The organism is Brevundimonas sp. NIBR11, assembly GCF_027912535.1.
GTDB lineage: Bacteria > Pseudomonadota > Alphaproteobacteria > Caulobacterales > Caulobacteraceae > Brevundimonas.
On record NZ_CP115465.1, the window covers coordinates 250,761 to 267,482 of the forward strand.

A 16,722-nucleotide genomic window follows, 5' to 3' on the forward strand; every position below is an offset into this window, starting at 1 on the left:
GATTTGATCGCGGGGGCCTTGCATCGCCCCGTCACAGGCCTATCTTGTCCCCACTTATGCTAATGTTGAGCATAAGGGTGAGCGGCGCAGACCGCCCGAGGAGATAACGTCGATGGCGCACGCCGCCCTTGCACCGGATATCGAGCGTGAGACCGCGGCCGTCTGGGAGAAGGTCAAGGATTTCGTCACCCCGATGGAGTGGCCCGAACAGGCGCGGCTGATCCACGAGATCAATCAGCTCAAGAAGGACCGGGACGCCGTCATCCTGGCCCACAACTATATGACGCCCGACATCTTCCACGGGGTGGGCGACTATGTCGGCGACAGCCTGGGTCTGGCGAAAGAGGCCGCCAAGTCGAAGGCCAAGGTGATCGTCCAGGCGGGCGTGCACTTCATGGCCGAGACGTCGAAGATCCTGTCGCCGGACAAGACCGTTCTGATCCCCGACCTCAAGGCTGGCTGTAGCCTCGCCGAAGCGATCACGGGGGCGGACGTGAGGCTGATCAAGCAGAAATACCCGGGCCTGCCCGTCGTCACCTATGTGAACACGACCGCCGACGTGAAGGCCGAGACCGACATCTGCTGCACCTCGGCCAACGCGGTCCAGGTGGTGGAGTGGGCGGCTAAGCAATGGGGCGTCGACCGCGTCATCCTGATCCCCGACGAGTTCCTGGCGCGCAACGTCGCGGCCCAGACCCACATCGGCATCATCGCCTGGAAGGGCCGCTGCATCGTCCACGAGCGGTTCACCGCCGACGACGTCGCCGACATGCGCGAGGCCTATCCGGGCGCCCAGATTCTGGCCCATCCGGAGTGCCCGGAAGAGATCCTGGCGGCCGCCGACTTCGCCGGATCGACGGCGGCCATGACCGACTATGTCATGGCCAAGAAGCCGAAGCAGGTGGTGCTGATCACCGAATGCTCGATGGCGTCCAACATCAAGGGCGACGTGCCCGAGGTGAACTTCATCGGGCCGTGCAACATGTGCCCCTACATGAAGCGGATCACCCTTCTGAACATCCGCGACTGCCTGCGCGACATGACGTTCGAAGTCACGGTGCCGGAAGAGATGATCGCCAAGGCGGCGCTGGCGGTTCAGCGCATGATCGACCTGCCGCCGCCTGCTGTACCCGCGCGGTACGATCTGGTGAAGGCCAGGCACCACGTCGCGGTGGAGCTGATCTGATGCGCTATGTGGCGCCCCACGGCCGCGGGATCGGCGGCTTCGTCGTCCTGCCGATCCAGCCCAAGGCCGCCAAGTGACCCACGGTCCCTGGGGCTCTCGCGACGGCGCGCCGCCGCCCGCTGGCGCCCAGACCGTCGTGCCCGAAACCCGGACGCCCGGCGCGCCGGTGATCGACAAGGGTCAGAGCCTGCCCTGGGCCATCGCCTCGACGGCCCTGCTGGGCGGCTTCCTGTGGCTCGCGACCGGCAGCTGGGTCGTGGCGGTCGCCGCCATCTTCGGGCTGTTCGTGCATGAGTATGGCCACGTCCTGGCGATGAACCGGCTCGGCATGGGGCCGGCGAAGATCTACATCATTCCCTTTCTCGGCGGGCTCGCACGCGGCCAGCGCAATCCCGACAGCGAGTGGCACGGGGTGCTGGTGTCGCTGGCCGGGCCCGCCTTCGGCCTGCTGGCCGTGATCCCCGCCGTGGGCCTGTGGTACGCGACCGGCGACCCGGCCTGGATGGAGGGGGCCTTCTTCATCGCCATGATCAATCTGGTGAACCTGGCGCCCGCGCCGCCGCTGGATGGGTCCAAGGCCCTGGGGCCCGTGCTGGCCCGGATCGATCCGATGGTCGAGAAGGCCGCTCTGATCCTGATGGGCGCACTCGCTGTCTGGTGGGGCGTGTCGACGGGGCGCTATATCCTGGCCGTCTTCCTCGCCATCGCCGTGCTCGGTTCGCTGCGCCGAGGCGCGTGGCGGCCGGGCGAGAAGACCCTGACCTGGCCCGAGGCGGGCAAGTCGCTGGTCCTGTTTCTCCTGACCGCCGCCCTCTGCGCCGCCGCCGCCATCGGCGTCCTTCTGCCGCTGGCGCAGGGGTCGCTCTGGGTCGCGCTCGGCATCGCAGCCCGCTTCATCGGAATCAGCCCATGATCCGCATTCAACATGACGGCCCGCTGATCATCGGGGGCGGTCTCGCGGGCCTGTCCACGGCGCTGTCGGCCGCGCCGGCTCCCGTGCTCGTCGTCAGCCCCACACCTCTTCTGGAAGCGGCATCGTCCGCCTGGGCCCAAGGCGGCGTGGCCGCGGCCCTGTCGTCTGACGACGCCCCGGCCTTGCACCTGAGGGACACGGAGGCCGCCGGCGCGGGTCTGGTCGATCACCATGCGGCCGAGGTCCTGACCGACGACGGCAAGGCCACGGTCGAGTGGCTGGCTTCGCTCGGCGCGCCGTTCGACCGCCAGCCGGACGGAGGCTTCGCCGTGTCGCGCGAGGCGGCCCACTCCTTGGCCCGTGTCGCCCGCGTCGGCGGCGACGGGGCGGGTAGGGCGATCCTGTCAGCACTCGCGGTCGCGGCGCGGGCGGCGGAACATGTCGAGGTCTGGGAGGACGGCCGCCTGACCGGCCTGATCCAGTCCGGCGATGGCCGGGTGATCGGCGCCGTCATCGACCGCGCCGGAGAGCGGATCGAGGTCCTGGCCCCCGCCGTAGTCCTGGCGACCGGCGGCGCCGGCGGCCTGTTCGGCGAGACCACCACGCCCCGCGCCTTGCTGGGCGAAGGCCTCGCCCTGGCCTGGATGGCGGGGGCGGAAATCCTCGACCCCGAGTTCGTCCAGTTCCATCCAACCGCCATCGACGTCGGTCTCGACCCCATGCCGCTGGCGACCGAGGCCTTGCGCGGCGATGGGGCCCGCCTGATCGATCGGAACGGCGACTACATCCTCGGCTCCGCGCCCGACGCCGACCTGAAGCCCCGCGACATCGTCGCCCGCGCCGTCCACCGCGCCCGCGCCGAGGGTCGCGGCGCCTTCCTCGACGCCCGCACCGCCATGGGCGCCCACTTCCCCGAGGCCTTCCCGGCCGTCTTCGCCAGCTGCATGAAGGCCGGGCTCGACCCGCGCATCCAGCCGATCCCGGTGGCCCCGGCGGCCCACTATCACATGGGCGGTATCGCGGCCCGGACGGACGGAAGGACGACGCTGAAGGGCCTCTATGCCGTCGGCGAATGCGCCGCGACGGGGGTGCACGGCGCCAACCGCCTGGCCTCCAACTCCCTGCTCGAAGCCGCCGCCTTCGGCCGTCGCACCGGCGAGGCCGCCGCGCGCGAAGGGGTGAAGGACCGCAAGGTCGCCCGCATCGTCGAAGGCTCCGCGCCTCTCACCGACGGCGCCCTGCAGCGGCTACGCGACGGCATGAGCGCCGATTGCGGCGTCATCCGCGACGCCGAGGGGCTGAAGCGGCTGCTGACCCTGATCGGCGACATCGAGGCGGCCCAGAAGGACGCCCTGCCTCTGGTTGCCTGCCGCCTGATCGCGGAGGCGGCGCTGGCCCGGCATGAGAGCCGGGGCGGCCACTATCGCTCGGACTATCCGGAGACGGCGAACAAGGCCGTTCATACCCGCCTGACCCGCTCCGACCCGGCGGTCGCCGCCATGATCGCGACCACGGCCGCCACGACCGCGGTCATCGCCGCCGTGATCGCCTCGACCTAAGGTCCCGCCATGCTGCCCGACACCCTGATCCTGCCCGTCATCCGCGCCGCCCTCGCCGAGGATCTCGGTCGCGCCGGAGACGTGACGGCGGCCGCCTGTATCCCCGAGGGCGCGCGCATGCGGGCCCGGTTCGCGGCGCGCAAGCCCGGCGTGCTGGCCGGCATCGACTGCGTCCGCCTGACGGTGCTGGAAATGGACCCGAAGGCGTCGATCACTCTGCGCATGAAGGACGGCGACCCATTCGAGGCGGGCGCGATCCTGGCCGAGGTTGAGGCGGATGCGCGGGCCTTCCTGTCGGCCGAACGGACGGCGCTGAACCTGTTGGGACGGCTGTGCGGTATCGCGACCCTGACCCAGTCCTATGTCGAGGCCGTCGCCGGGACGCGCGCGCGGATCGCGGATACGAGGAAGACCACGCCCGGCCTGCGGGCGCTGGAAAAACACGCCGTCCGCCGCGGCGGCGGGGTCAATCACCGCTTCGGTCTGGATGACGCCATTCTGATCAAGGACAACCACGTCGTGGTCTGCGGAGGCGTCGTCGAGGCGGTGACGGCCGCCCGCGCCCATGTCGGTCACCTGATGAAGATCGAGTTGGAGGTCGATGGCCTCAACCAGTTCGATCAGGCGCTGCGGATGGTCGCCGAGGGCCGGGGTCCCGACGTCATCATGCTCGACAATTTCGACAACGCCGAACTGACCGAGGCGGTGAAACGCCGGGGGGACCACAAGGTGGTTCTGGAGGCGTCCGGCGGGGTCAATCTTCAGACCGTGCGCGGCATCGCCGAGACCGGCGTGGATGTGATTTCCGTCGGCGCTCTGACCCATTCCGCGCCGGTGCTGGACATCGGACTGGACGCTTTCTGAGGAACGGGCGGCGCCCGGAGGGGTTTTCACCTTCAGATCAGAAGGAGATCGCCATGGCCTCGGCCCCGAAGATTCCCAAGGAACAACGCAGCTTCGCCGACCACGGCGCGGCCACTGTCGATGAAGCCGCCCTGTCCGATCGGCGCGACCGCGAGACGGGCGCGCAGTCCGGCCAGCCGGGCGACGCCGACGTCAATCTGAAGGAGCAGGGCCGGTTCGGAAACCTGAATCAGAACCTGACGACCATCCGCAACGTGCAGGAACGTTAGACTAGGCCTGAGGCGCGCTGATGGCGGCGGCGTCCACGACGGCCGGCTGCGCCGGAGCCGAGACGGGCGTGACCAGTGGCGCGGGCGCGACGGTCGGGGCGGGACCGGGAGCCTCGGTCGACGTCGCCGGAGCGTTCGACGCGGCTTCCTGGGCCAGCAGGGCGGTGTAGGCGATGGCCTGGCCCGCCTGACGCACGGTCTCGGTCGGGTCGATGCCCGCATAGACGGCGCGCTGGATATCCGAACCCGTCGAGCCGCGCGCGGCGTAGCTGAAGGCGTTGGCCGACCCGGCGCGACCGCCGAAACGATAGAAGACGTGGTTGCCGACCTGGCTGACACGCAGGAAGCTGCTTCGCCAGGCGGGCGCGACGGCCGTAGTGTGGAAGAAGGTGGCGTTGCCGACGCCGGCGTAGACCGCGCCGGACAGGGCGGCCGAAGCGATGGTGCGGGCCCGGTTCCAGGCCGCACGGTTGACTGCGCCGCGCATGGAGCCGTCACAGGTGAAGCTGAATTGGCAACCGACGCGGCGGCCCGAGCCCTGGAAGACGACGCCGCAAACGCTGCGCGGGAAGGCGGGATGGCGGGCGCGGTTCAGGACGACCTGCACCACGGCGCGCATGCCGTCGGCGCCTTCGCCACGCGCTTCGTAGTAGGCGGCCTGGGTCAGGCATTCGAGATCGCGCGAGGCGTCCAGGGCGTTCGAGATGCGGAACGGACGGGCGGCGGCGGAGATGTCGGTCAGGCTGGCGCGGCGCAGATCGCTGCGGGTGGTCTCGGGACGAAGTTGTTCCAGACGGGCGGTCAGCAGTTCCGCCTGGCGGTCGCGCTGCGCGGCGCCCGCGACGGTGTATGGATCGTGGCGGCGGGCGATCGACAGGGCGCTGGCGTCCAGACCCCCGGCGGCGGCGGCGAGCGCCTCTTCGGTGAAGCCGGCGGCCGTGGCGCCTTCCAGACGTTCGGCCTGGGCGCGGACGGTCGTCGCCTTGGCGACGGTCCCGCCCAGATAGGCGCAGCCGATTCCCAATCCCACCACCGCGCCGAACACAGCCGCCGCCTGCACCGGCCCGAGGCGGGCCGCGCGGTCGGCATGCGAAGCCGCACGCTGTTGCGAGGAATGGATCAAAGGCGTCGTCCTATTCAGCAGGGCGGATAGGTCGCCCCCGGGTCGTCTGCAGAACCAGGCGACATGGGAGGTCGCGATCCGGTTTGCGAATCGGAGGTCGGTGAACACCTGACCGCCGAAGGATGGGCCTTAAGCCATCCGTTTATGGCCTCAATGTGTTTGATTCGCAAGTTCTCGCTGCAACGCAGCAATTGTGAAGGAGTCCCGGGTTTTCACGAGATCAGCTGCGCCACTACCCGGTCCTGGCGCAGCGTTGTACCCCCGAATGCTGTATCGATTTGCATAGACCAGTCTCTGGAAGCGACGGCGCGGGCGCTCCCCTGCTTATGGCTCCTCTCTGTATTGCATTGATCAGCCGGGAGTGTCAGCGCTCGACTGTGACGCGGGCTGGCAAGGGAACGGCGCGGCAGGGCCGGCGTTGAAGCGTGACCTTAACCGAGCTCAGGACCTGTCTCATGCGCCGTTCGTCTGTCTCCATTCTCACCGTGGCCGTTCTCGCCCTGGGCGCGACCGCCCTTTCGGCCTGTGGCCACACCACGGAACAACGCGCAGCGACGGGCGCGATCGCGGGCGCCGTCGTCGCCGGTCCGGTGGGCGCGGCGGTGGGCGGCGCGGCCGGCGCGGCTCGCCCGGACTAGTATCGGCGCCGCCGAGGTCCTATCTGGGGACAGCCCGGCGAGTGCGTCCCGGCGATGACGGTTGGCCGAAGAACGGCCCCGTTCGTCGATTAAAGGGCTCGTCCGCTTGATTTACTGCCCGGTTTCGGCTTTGCCGACGGCCGGACGCCGTGGCGATCCCCGTTCTCGCGACTGACGCGACGAACCCATCCATCGAAGGACGACCGACCGACCGCATGAGAGACCTCAAACAGACCGGCTTCAACGACCGCCTCAGCGCCCAGCAGGAGGCCAAGAAGGCCCTCCTTGCCAAGTTCAAGCCGAAAGCCGCCGCTCCTGACCCCGAGTTCGAGAAGCTGGCCGAGAAGCGCGCTGCCGAGAAAGAGGCCCTACGTCAGCAGCACGAGCTGGCCAAGGCCGAGCAGCGCCGCGAGCGGGCCGAGAAGGAAGCGGCTCGGCTCGCCGCCGAGATGGCCGCACAAGAAGCCATTGAGGCCGAGAAGCGTGCGAACCGCAAGGAACGCAAGCAGTTGACCAAGGAAGAGCAGAAGGCGGCCCGCGACGCCAAATACGCCGCCCGCAAGGCGCGCCAGCGCTAAGCGTCCGGTGTGACCGTCCAAGGCCCGCCGCGACATCGCGGCGGGCTTTTGCTTGTCCGGACTACCGCTGGCCCGCCGCTGGCGTAGTGATCAACAGATCGGCCAGAGCTTCGCGAAGCTCCTCGGCCGAGTAGGGTTTCCGCAGAAAGGGCCACGGGGCGTCCGCCAGGGCCAGGTCCACGTCGTCGCCCGCATAGCCCGAGGTCAAAAGGATCGACATCTCCGGCCACCGGTCCGCGCTGGTCCGCGCCAGATCGATCCCTGTCATACCGCCGGGCATGACGATGTCCGACAGCATGATGTCGAACCGGCGCTGATCCAGCAGGGCGAGCGCCTGAGGCCCGGTCTCCGCCGCCGCGACCTCCAGCCCCATCCCCTTGAGCAGGTCCATGGCGATGGCGGCTACGCCGGCGTCATCCTCGACCAGGAGCACCGTCTGGCCGGCCTTCATGGCGCCCGGTGCGCGACGGGGCGCCTCGACCGCCTCCTCCTCGACGGGGGCGGGCGGCAGGTAGACGCGGATTTCCGTGCCCTCGCCGACGGTCGAGGTGATCTTCACTCCGCCGCCCGACTGGCGTGCGAAACCATAGACCTGGCTGAGGCCCAGGCCCGTGCCCTTGCCGACCGCCTTGGTGGTGAAGAAGGGCTCGAACACCCGGCGCATGGTCACCGCGTCCATGCCGGCGCCCGTGTCCGACACGGTGACGCAGATGTAGTCGCCGGGGGGCAGGTCCAGCACCTCGCCAGGCGCCACTTCGCAAGCCTGGGTCTGGACGCTGATCGTCGCGCCTTCCGCCCGACCGCCCTCCGCCACGGCGTCGCGCGCGTTGACGATGAGGTTCAGCAGGGCCGCTTCGAACTGGGCCGGGTCGACGATGACCCGCGCCCCGCCGCGACGGAGCTTCAGCTTGTAGGCGACCGCCTCGCCCACGGCCCGCCGCAGCAGAGGGTCGCTCTCGCGGATCAGGGCGTTGATGTCGACGGCTTCCGGCCGCAGGGCCTGGCGACGCGAGAAGGCCAGCAGCTGGTGCGTCAGACGCTCGCCGCGCCGCGCCGCCGACAGGGCCGCCTCCCCAAGCTTCTGGCGTCGCGCCGCATCCTCGGGCGACTTCAGGATAAGATCCAGGGCGCCGATGACCACGGTCAGCAGGTTGTTGAAGTCGTGCGCCACCCCGCCGGTCAGACGGCCTACCGCCTCCATCCGCTGGGCATGCATCAGGTCCGCCTCGGCCTTGGCCTTCTCCGCCAGGGCGTCTCCGACCCGCTCTTCCAGCAACTCGTTGATCCGCTTCAGGTCCTGCTCGACCCGGCGCGCGTCGGTCACGTCGAAGGCCACCCCGACGAAGCCGATGATGTCACCGGCCGGCCCGAACCGGGGGCGCGAGAAGGATTTCAGCCAGCGGTATTCGCCGTCGCGGTTCTTGTACCGGGCCTCGAGCGCGAAGGGCTGACGCGTCGCCTCGCCCGCGATCGACTCCTGCACGACCCGATCCTGGTCGTCGGGATGGATGTAGGTCCGCCAGTCCGCCAGCCGGACGGTCTCATAGTCGCCGCCCATGTATTCGACATAGGCCTGGTTGACGAAGGCGCGGGTCCGATCCTGGCTCGTCACCCAGATCAGCACCGGGGCGGTGTCGGCGATGTCGCGGAAACGGGCCTCGGATTCGAGCACCTCGGCCTGGGCGCGGGTGCGTTCGACCTCGGACCAGGCGCGATCGGCCACGTCCTCCACCAGCTTAATCTCGGCGAGCGTCCAGGTCCGCGGGCTCGCACTGTGGACATTGATGAAGCCGCGCAGCAGGCCCGCGCGAAACAGGGGCACGACGACGAACGCTCCGATGTCGATGGCCAGGTAGTCGGCGGCATTGTCGGCAGTTCGCAGGTCGGTCGCCGTATCGTCGACGGCGACGGTGACGCCGGAGAGCAGGCTTTCGCTGACCGCCTGCCCGAAGCTTTCAATCCGGGTCGTACCGACGATGCTGGACACCCGCTCGGTCCAGTCGCGGCGCATGTGATAGACCCCCGCTTCCACATCCATCTCGCCAAAGCCGACCCGCGAGACGTTCAACATGCGCCCCAAGACGCTTTGGGCATGGTCGATGACATCGTCGGGATCGTTCAGGTCGCGGACCCCATCGGACAGTTCCAGCAGGAACCTCTGGCGGCGTTCCTGCTGGGCCAGGGCGTCGAGGGCCTCCCTTTGCGCTGTCACGTCGAACGACAGGCCGACATAGCCCTGGAACGCGCCCTCGCCGTCGAAGCGCGGGTTTACCGACACCCGCATCCAGCGCCAGGCTCCGTCATGGCGCATGAACCGGCACTCGAAGCCGTAGGGCAGGAAGCGGGCGCGCGCCTCGGCCTGGGTGGCGTTGACGTCGGCGATGTCGTCGGGGTGGATCGAGGCCTTCCAGGCGTGGCCCATGAAGGTTTCACCGGGCTTGCCATAGAAGTCGACCAGGGCCTTGTTGACGAACTCCACCTCGCCCTCGGCATTGGTAAGCCAGACGGGGGAGGGGGCCGTATCGGCCATCAGGCGGAAGCGCATCTCGCTTTCGCGCAGCGCGCTCTCGGCCGCCTTGGCGTCGGTGATGTCGACGATGACGGCGATATAGCCGGACTGGGCGCCGTCCTCGTCGCGTAGGGCGCGCAGGCTGGTCAGGCCCCAGACGACCGCGCCGTCGGGCCGGATGTAGCGTTTCTCGACCTGATCGCCGTCGCCCTGGCCTTCCCGAATGCGGTCCAGAAGGTGCAGGGTCGCCTGCACGTCGTCCGGATGGGTGACGTCGCGGGTGCGAATGCCGATGACCGCGTCCGGCGTATAGCCCAGCAGTTCGGCGAACCGGGCATTGGAGCTGACCACCGCGCCGCTCAGATCAACGCGCGCGATCCCGGCCGAGGCCTGATCGACCATCGCGGCCAGTTCCGCCTCGTTGCGCCGGACCTCGTCCTGGGTCGTCTCGAGCACCGCGATGGCCTCGCCTAGCCGGGCCAGGCTCTTGCGAAGCGATGCCGCCACCACGGTCACGAAGCCGCCCACCGCCAGGAAGTTGAAGGTCGCGACCCGGCCCGTCAGGCTGGTGATGCCGACGCCCATCGCATCAGGTCCGGCGATCGCCCAGGTGCCCAGCAGCGAAGCGACGGTGGCCACGAACCCCGCCGTCCGCCCGGCCATCAGCGCGGCCAGGACCACTCCGGGGAAGAGGATGGTCGAGCCGGCGATGCCGCTGCCGCTATAGAGGCCGGACAGGGCTGCGCGCAGCAACAGCGACGCCGCCGACCAGGCCAGACCGATCAGGACGGTGCGCCACAGAGGCTGCGGTCGCACGGCCGCAAGGCGCGCCAACCAGGCGTCGATCCCACTAACGCCGCTCGGGAACGCGGATGCGCTCAATCAAATCCCCCCGGTTCGCGCCGTTGCGCGAAAAACGGCAACGCTTTCCCACGGTTTGCGTTCCAAGACCCTCGAACGCCCGTCCCGTCTGGGTTTCAGGCCTTGGCGGGGCGGTCCGGAACGCCTACCTCGGCAAAGGACTACAGCGCAGACGCTTAACGAGCATCACCGAAGGAGCAAGCATGACCGCAACGATCGACACGGGCCTGACCAAGGCTGAACGCAACGACGTGGTGCAGGAACTCTCCAAGGTCCTGGCCGACAGCTTCGCCCTGTATCTGAAGACGCACGGCTACCACTGGAACGTCCGGGGGCCAGAGTTCTTCAGCTATCACACCCTGCTGGAAGAACAGTACCGCGAGATCTGGGCGGCGCTGGACACCATCGCCGAACGCATCCGCGCCCTGGGCGAGTTCGCGCCCCAGGCCCATTCGGCCTTCGCCAACCTGACCTCCATCAAGGACGGCGATCCGGAGAACGACGCCCCGACCATGCTGAAGGAACTGATGAAGGACCACGAGACGGTCATCGCCACCTGCCGGGCGGCCCTGACCGTGGCGGACGACGACGGCGACGACGTCTCGGTCGATCTCCTGACCCAGCGTCTGTCGGCCCACGAGAAGGCCGCCTGGATGCTGCGTTCGACGCTGGGCGGTCGCTAAATCCGCCGTAATCTCCGGCCCGAAAAGCGCCGTGATGCGGGACCATAGAGCCCCCTTCCGGCGTTCCGGCGTCGCTCTCGCAGAACCGAATGTCGCTTCCATCCATCCCCTCCGTCGATTGGGCCAAGGTGAAGACACTGGTCCGGCGCTATGCCGCCGCCGCTCCTGCGGCGCTGGCGGCGCTCGGCGTGGCGATGGCGGCCTCATCGACGGTGCGGCCGGATGGCGACCGGACGGCCGAGGCCGTGGCCCGGATCACCGAGGGCGATCTGTCGGCGCGCGGTCTGGCCGCCCTCAGCGCCCGGATGGATCCGGCCCAGCTGGCCCTAGCCATCCGCTTTGATCCCAACGAGAACCGCGCCGCTCTGCTGGGCCTGACGCCGGGCTGGGAAAGCCTGACCCTGGCCGGCCGTCCGACGCTGGAGCTCGGCGTCAGCGGCCTGGACGCCCAGAAGCGCAACGCCGCCATGCCCGCGGCCATCGGCGCCCTGCGTCCGGCCGCCCCCTTCGTCTTCAATGCCGCCACCCCGGCCGACCGCGCCCGCGCCCTGCGCTGCCTGACCCAGGGCGTCTATTACGAGGCGGCCCTGGAAAGCACCGAGGGACAGGAGGCCGTGGCCCAGGTCATCCTGAACCGGGTGCGCGATCCCAACTATCCCAACACCGTCTGCGGCGTGGTCTTCGAGGGCGCGGAACGAAACACCGGCTGCCAGTTCTCCTTCACCTGCGACGGCGCGTTGTCGCAGGCGCCGGTCGCATGGGCCTGGAACCGCGCGCGCCTGGTGGCCGAGAAGGCCCTGTCGGGCTACGTGGCGACCAAGGTCGGCACCGCGACCCACTATCACGCCGACTACGTCCACCCCTGGTGGGCGCCGACGCTCGGCAAGATCACCCAGATCGGCGCTCATATCTTCTATCGCTGGAAGGGTCTGGCCGGCGAAAGCGCCGCCTTCAAACAGGTCTATTCGGGTCGTGAGCCGACCATCGACGAAGCCCGTTTCGCTCGTCCGCGCCTGATCGTCGCCTCGACCGGCGAAGGCGCGACCGTGGTGGGGCCGAGTGACGCGGCCGTCCTGGCCGACGGCGGGATGAACCTGCGCACCGTCGAGATCAACGGCCAGACGCGCGTCGTCGGTGTCGCCAGCCTGGGCGGCCGTCGCCAGGCCACCGCCGCCGACATCGCCGCCATCAACGCCCGCCTTCAGGCCTTCGAGGACCCGCCGCTGGCCGCCCCGGCTCCCGCCGCGCCCGCGCCGGCCGGGGTCACGGCCATGGATGTCGAAGAAGTCGGCAAGCCCGCCAGCTAGGCCAAGCGTCGCCATGGCGCGTGCAACGGGGTGCGTGATCAGGCATTTAGTGTCCGACACGGGCCTGCGGCTCAGCTTGGAACAACGCCTTGGACGCCGATCCCCCCTGGACTGAGGCTGATCGCCTCGCCGCCCTCCACGCCTACGGTGTCCTGCACACCGCGCCTGAGGCGGGGTTCGACGATCTCGTCGGGCTCGCCGCGAGCATCTGCGATACCCCGACGGCGCTCATCAGCCTGGTCGACGCCGATACCCAGTGGTTCAAGGCCCGCGTCGGCCTGGACGCTTCCGAGACGGGTCGCGACGTGTCGTTTTGCGACCATGCGATGCGCGAGCATGACGTCATGGTCGTGCCTGACGCGACGCTGGACGCCCGGTTCGCCGCGAACGGCCTGGTCACCGGCGAGCCTCACATCCGCTTCTACGCCGGCGCGCCGCTGGTGTCCGCCTCGGGGTTCCCGCTCGGATCCCTGTGCGTCATCGACTACCGGCCGCGCCCCGAGGGTCTCACGCCGCTTCAGTCCCGCACCCTCACGGTGCTGGCGGCTCAGGTCGTCAACCAGTTCGAGCTGCGCCGGGCCCTGGCTCAGGGGGCGATCGACGAGAGCAATCTGGCCAGCGCCGGCGTCGCCCTCTCCGAAAGCGAAGCCAAGTTCCGCGCCATCGCCGACTCCATGCCCCAGATGGTCTGGTCGACCCAGCCGGACGGGTTCCACGACTACTACAACGCCCGCTGGTACGAGTTCACCGGTGTGCCGACGGGCTCGACGGACGGCGAAGGCTGGAACGGCATGTTCCACCCCGACGACCAGGAACGGGCCTGGAAGGCGTGGCGACATTCGCTGGAGACAGGCGACCTTTACGAGATCGAATACCGGCTGCGTCGTCACGACGGCGTCTATCGCTGGACGCTGGGCCGGGCCACGCCGATCCGCAACGAGGCCGGCGAAATCACTCGCTGGTTCGGCACCTGCACCGACATCGAGGACCTCAAACGGTCCGAGGAAGGCAAGGACCTGCTGAGCCAGGAGCTCAGTCACCGGATCAAGAATATCTTCGCCGTGGTCTCGTCCCTGATCGCCCTGTCCGCCCGCGAGCACCCGGAAGCCAAGGCCTTCGCCGGCTCGGTGCGCGACCGGATCAACGCCCTCGCTCGCGCCCACGAGTTCGTCCGCCCCCACTCCGAGGTGTCGCGGCCCACGATCGGCGATACGACCCTGCACACCTTCCTCGCCGCCCTCTTCCGCCCTTATGTCGATGCGAGAGGCGCATCGCGCGTGGTCGTCGAGGGCGATGACGCGACATTCGATGACCAGGCGGCGACCTCGGTCGCGCTTCTCTTCCACGAACTGGCGACCAATGCGGCCAAGTACGGCGCCCTGTCCGCCGCCGGCGGCTCGGTGCTGTTGCGCACCCGCAACGCAGGCGACCGATTCATCCTCACCTGGACCGAGCGGGGCGGCCCTCCGATCACCGGAAAGCCCGCTAGGCAAGGATTTGGCTCGGCTTTGTCGAGTCTGTCGGTCGAAGGTCAACTGGGCGGAAAGTTGGAACGAAGATGGGAGAGCGGGGGTTTGGTCCTCGAAGCGGATCTGCCGGCGACCGCGCTTTCGCGCCGTCGCGCCGCCCTGAAGCAAAGCTGAAACCCAAACCAACGTTCTGCGTTACGGGCGTCTGGTAGATGACACTGAACAATGACCGCGCGTATCCTGATCATTGAAGACGAAGCCCTGGTGGCCATGGAGCTCCGCTTCGTGCTGGAAGACCTCGGTCATGACGTCGTGGCGACCGCCGCCGATGCCAGAAGCGCACGCTCGATCTCTGCTGAGAACGACGTGGATCTGGCCCTGGTCGATATTCACCTGTCCGATGGGCCGACAGGGATCGAACTGGGCCGCGACCTGGCCGACGACGGCGTGACGGTCGTGTTCATGACCGCCAACCCGGGCATGGTGCGCGACGGGGTCAAGGGTGCGTTGGGCGTCCTGTCCAAGCCTACCGACGAACGCGCCGTCCAGACCGCCGTCGACTACGCGCTCAAGCGCCGTGAGGGCCGGCCGGTCGATTACGCCCCGCCGGAACTCCAGCTCTTCGGCGCCTGATCGGTTGCGGTCGTCCCGCCCTCTGACCATCTTAAGGGCTCCCCGAAACGGAGCCCTTTTTCATGCCCGCCTCGAAGAAACGCGCCCTCGGCAAGAGCGGCCTTGCGACCGCGCCTCTGGTCTTCGGCGGGAACGTCTTCGGCTGGACCATCGACAAGGACCGGTCGTTCGAGATCCTCGACGCCTATGTCGGCGCAGGCTTCAACGCCGTCGACACGGCCGACGCCTATTCGACCTGGGTCCCCGGCAACAAGGGCGGCGAGAGCGAGACCATCATCGGCGAGTGGCTCAAGGCGCGGCGTCGTCGAGACGACGTCCTGATCCTGACCAAGGTCGGTTCGCCGATGGGCCAGCATCCGGACGACCGCAAGGACCTGTCCCCGGCCTGGATCGAGCGCGCGATCGAGGACAGTCTGCGCCGGCTCCAGACCGACCATGTCGATCTCTACCAGTCCCACTGGATGGACCCGGACACCCCGCACGACGCGACGCTGGAGGCCTATGACCGCCTGATCAAGGCCGGCAAGGTCCGCGCCGTCGGGGCCTCGAACTTCGACGCCGCCAGTCTGAAACAGGCTCTGGATGTTTCGGCGTCCAAGGGTTTGCCGCGCTACGAGACGCTCCAGCCCCACTACAACCTCTACAGCCGCTCGACCTTCGAAGGCCCGCTTCAGGACCTGGCCGTTGCCGAAGGCATGGGCGTCATCACCTATTTCAGTCTCGAAAGCGGCTTCCTGACCGGCAAGTACAATTCTGTCGCCGACCTCGAAGGCTCGGCGCGCGGCGGCGGCATGAAGTCGAAGTTCGACGAACGGGGGGTGCGGATCCTGCGTGTCCTCGACGCCGTCGCACAGCGCAACGAAGCCACCTCGGCCCAGGTCGCCCTTGCCTGGCTGCTGACGCGTCCGGGCGTCACGGCGCCGATCGTCAGCGCGACGTCGGTGGGTCAGTTGAACGACACGTTGAAGGCTGCGACCCTGACTCTGTCGTCGGAGGACCTCAAGGACCTGACCGAGGCGAGCGACGCCTGATTTCCCTCCTCCCCGAAGGGCGCAGGACAACCGGCTACCAGACCCCGATCTTCTCCGCCTCATGATGGCTGATGGGGTGGTGGGCCTTGGCGTGGTCTTCCTCGGCGAGGAACCGCACCGCCTCCAGCGCCGCCATGCAGCCCATGCCGGCGGCCGTTACGGCCTGGCGATAGACGTCGTCGGTGACGTCGCCGGCCGCGTAGCAGCCCTCGACATTGGTCGAGGTCGTCCCCGGCTTCACCACCAGATAGCCGCCCTGTTTCGTCTCCAGCTGTCCCTGGAAAAGCTCCGAAGACGGCGCATGACCGATGGCGATGAAGACGCCGTCGGCCTGAACCTCCTGCGTCGCACCCGTCTGTGCGTGTCTCAGCCGCACGCCCGTGACGTTGGACGCGATCCCGTCCGACTGGCCCAGGACCTCGTCCACCGCGTGGTTCCAGATCACCTCGACCTTGGGATTGGCGAACAGCCGGTCCTGCAGGATCCTCTCGGCGCGGAACTCGTCCTTCCGGTGCACCACCGTCACCTTGGCGGCGAAATTCGTCAGGAACAGCGCCTCTTCCACCGCCGTATTGCCCCCGCCGACGACGATCACGTTCTTGCCGCGATAGAAGAAGCCGTCGCAGGTCGCACAGGCCGAGACGCCGAAGCCCTGATATTTCGCCTCCGATTCCAGCCCCAGCCACTTGGCCTGGGCGCCGGTGGAGATGATGACCGTCTCGGCCAGCAGTTCCGTGCCGCTGTCCAGCTTCAGCCGAAACGGCCGCTGCGACAGGTCGCAGGACACGACGATGTCCTCGATCACCTCGGTGCCGACGTGCAGGGCCTGGGCCTTCATCTGCTCCATCAGCCAGGGACCCTGGATGGTCTCGGCGAAGCCCGGATAGTTCTCGACGTCCGTGGTGATGGTCAGCTGGCCGCCCGGCTGTATGCCGGCGATGACCGCCGGGTTCAGGTTGGCGCGGGCCGCGTAGATGGCGGCGGTCCAGCCGGCAGGGCCGGAGCCGATGATGGCGACACGAAGCGTTCTGGGAGTGCTCATGGATGCTATCTAGTCGCTGATTCCGCTCCGTGCGATGTCGGGCGCGACGGAAATCCG

General features: G+C 68.5%; 15 protein-coding genes. 12 read left to right on the plus strand and 3 right to left on the minus strand.

What is annotated here, in order from left to right; all coding sequences use genetic code 11:
* Nucleotides 1–112 precede the first annotated feature (112 nt).
* The 5 genes from nadA to O5O43_RS01245 all read left to right on the plus strand — a co-directional run bounded on the left by nadA (nucleotide 113) and on the right by O5O43_RS01245 (nucleotide 4,791).
* Nucleotides 113–1,186, plus strand: coding sequence for a quinolinate synthase NadA (nadA, locus tag O5O43_RS01225; RefSeq protein WP_271085110.1), 1,074 nt, complete (start codon nucleotides 113–115; stop codon nucleotides 1,184–1,186).
* A gap of 73 nt (nucleotides 1,187–1,259) precedes the next feature.
* The gene (locus O5O43_RS01230) at nucleotides 1,260–2,099 is read left to right on the plus strand and encodes a site-2 protease family protein (RefSeq protein WP_271085111.1); all 840 of its coding nucleotides are present in this window, start codon (nucleotides 1,260–1,262) and stop codon (nucleotides 2,097–2,099) included.
* On the plus strand, nucleotides 2,096–3,658 hold the full coding sequence (locus O5O43_RS01235) for an L-aspartate oxidase (RefSeq protein WP_271085112.1): 1,563 nt from the start codon (nucleotides 2,096–2,098) through the stop codon (nucleotides 3,656–3,658). Before O5O43_RS01230 ends, O5O43_RS01235 begins: the two co-directional genes overlap by 4 nt.
* A 9-nt stretch (nucleotides 3,659–3,667) precedes the next feature.
* A complete protein-coding gene (gene nadC, locus O5O43_RS01240; RefSeq protein WP_271085113.1) occupies nucleotides 3,668–4,522 on the plus strand; it encodes a carboxylating nicotinate-nucleotide diphosphorylase in 855 nt (284 codons plus the stop codon).
* 53 nt (nucleotides 4,523–4,575) lie between these two features.
* Nucleotides 4,576–4,791 carry a hypothetical protein gene (locus O5O43_RS01245; protein ID WP_271085114.1) on the plus strand — a complete coding sequence of 72 codons (216 nt, stop codon included), beginning with the start codon at nucleotides 4,576–4,578 and terminating at the stop codon, nucleotides 4,789–4,791.
* Nucleotide 4,792: 1 nt separating this feature from the next.
* Here the strand turns inward: O5O43_RS01245 and O5O43_RS01250 are convergent, their stop codons facing one another.
* On the minus strand, nucleotides 4,793–5,914 hold the full coding sequence (locus tag O5O43_RS01250; protein ID WP_271085115.1) for a cell wall hydrolase: 1,122 nt from the start codon (nucleotides 5,912–5,914) through the stop codon (nucleotides 4,793–4,795).
* A gap of 455 nt (nucleotides 5,915–6,369) precedes the next feature.
* Here O5O43_RS01250 and O5O43_RS01255 point away from each other — a divergent pair, with 455 nt between their 5' ends.
* Both O5O43_RS01255 and O5O43_RS01260 read left to right on the plus strand, forming a co-directional pair.
* Nucleotides 6,370–6,552: a hypothetical protein gene (locus tag O5O43_RS01255; RefSeq protein ID WP_271085116.1), complete on the plus strand. Its 183-nt coding sequence runs from the start codon at nucleotides 6,370–6,372 to the stop codon at nucleotides 6,550–6,552.
* Nucleotides 6,553–6,767: 215 nt separating this feature from the next.
* Nucleotides 6,768–7,130: a DUF6481 family protein gene (locus tag O5O43_RS01260; protein ID WP_271085117.1), complete on the plus strand. Its 363-nt coding sequence runs from the start codon at nucleotides 6,768–6,770 to the stop codon at nucleotides 7,128–7,130.
* 61 nt (nucleotides 7,131–7,191) lie between these two features.
* On the opposite strand, the gene O5O43_RS01265 is transcribed toward O5O43_RS01260, so the two are convergent.
* On the minus strand, nucleotides 7,192–10,521 hold the full coding sequence (locus O5O43_RS01265; RefSeq protein WP_271085118.1) for a PAS domain S-box protein: 3,330 nt from the start codon (nucleotides 10,519–10,521) through the stop codon (nucleotides 7,192–7,194).
* A 182-nt stretch (nucleotides 10,522–10,703) separates the two neighbouring features.
* Here O5O43_RS01265 and O5O43_RS01270 point away from each other — a divergent pair, with 182 nt between their 5' ends.
* The 5 genes from O5O43_RS01270 (at nucleotide 10,704) to O5O43_RS01290 (ending at nucleotide 15,623) form a co-directional block, all read left to right on the plus strand.
* On the plus strand, nucleotides 10,704–11,183 hold the full coding sequence (locus tag O5O43_RS01270) for a Dps family protein (protein WP_271085119.1): 480 nt from the start codon (nucleotides 10,704–10,706) through the stop codon (nucleotides 11,181–11,183).
* A gap of 89 nt (nucleotides 11,184–11,272) precedes the next feature.
* The gene (locus O5O43_RS01275) at nucleotides 11,273–12,490 is read left to right on the plus strand and encodes a cell wall hydrolase (protein WP_271085120.1); all 1,218 of its coding nucleotides are present in this window, start codon (nucleotides 11,273–11,275) and stop codon (nucleotides 12,488–12,490) included.
* 89 nt (nucleotides 12,491–12,579) lie between these two features.
* Nucleotides 12,580–14,133 (plus strand): PAS domain-containing protein, encoded by a 1,554-nt coding sequence (locus tag O5O43_RS01280; RefSeq protein ID WP_271085121.1) that lies wholly within the window; start codon nucleotides 12,580–12,582, stop codon nucleotides 14,131–14,133.
* 51 nt (nucleotides 14,134–14,184) lie between these two features.
* Entirely contained in the window at nucleotides 14,185–14,592 is a 408-nt protein-coding gene (locus O5O43_RS01285) for a response regulator (RefSeq protein ID WP_271085122.1), read from the plus strand.
* Between the two features lie 62 nt (nucleotides 14,593–14,654).
* Nucleotides 14,655–15,623 (plus strand): aldo/keto reductase, encoded by a 969-nt coding sequence (locus O5O43_RS01290; protein WP_271085123.1) that lies wholly within the window; start codon nucleotides 14,655–14,657, stop codon nucleotides 15,621–15,623.
* A gap of 34 nt (nucleotides 15,624–15,657) precedes the next feature.
* Here the strand turns inward: O5O43_RS01290 and trxB are convergent, their stop codons facing one another.
* Complete coding sequence (gene trxB, locus O5O43_RS01295) at nucleotides 15,658–16,665, minus strand: thioredoxin-disulfide reductase (RefSeq protein ID WP_271085124.1); 1,008 nt, start codon at nucleotides 16,663–16,665, stop codon at nucleotides 15,658–15,660.
* Nucleotides 16,666–16,722 lie beyond the last annotated feature (57 nt).

Coding starts and splice junctions, on each gene's coding strand:
- nadA (WP_271085110.1), top strand. CDS start 113: ATGGCGCACGCCGCCCTTGCACCGGATATCGAGCGTGAGACCGCGGCC.
- O5O43_RS01235 (WP_271085112.1), top strand. CDS start 2,096: ATGATCCGCATTCAACATGACGGCCCGCTGATCATCGGGGGCGGTCTC.
- nadC (WP_271085113.1), top strand. CDS start 3,668: ATGCTGCCCGACACCCTGATCCTGCCCGTCATCCGCGCCGCCCTCGCC.
- O5O43_RS01245 (WP_271085114.1), top strand. CDS start 4,576: ATGGCCTCGGCCCCGAAGATTCCCAAGGAACAACGCAGCTTCGCCGAC.
- O5O43_RS01255 (WP_271085116.1), top strand. CDS start 6,370: ATGCGCCGTTCGTCTGTCTCCATTCTCACCGTGGCCGTTCTCGCCCTG.
- O5O43_RS01260 (WP_271085117.1), top strand. CDS start 6,768: ATGAGAGACCTCAAACAGACCGGCTTCAACGACCGCCTCAGCGCCCAG.
- O5O43_RS01270 (WP_271085119.1), top strand. CDS start 10,704: ATGACCGCAACGATCGACACGGGCCTGACCAAGGCTGAACGCAACGAC.
- O5O43_RS01275 (WP_271085120.1), top strand. CDS start 11,273: ATGTCGCTTCCATCCATCCCCTCCGTCGATTGGGCCAAGGTGAAGACA.
- O5O43_RS01285 (WP_271085122.1), top strand. CDS start 14,185: ATGACCGCGCGTATCCTGATCATTGAAGACGAAGCCCTGGTGGCCATG.
- O5O43_RS01290 (WP_271085123.1), top strand. CDS start 14,655: ATGCCCGCCTCGAAGAAACGCGCCCTCGGCAAGAGCGGCCTTGCGACC.
- trxB (WP_271085124.1), bottom strand. CDS start 16,665: ATGAGCACTCCCAGAACGCTTCGTGTCGCCATCATCGGCTCCGGCCCT.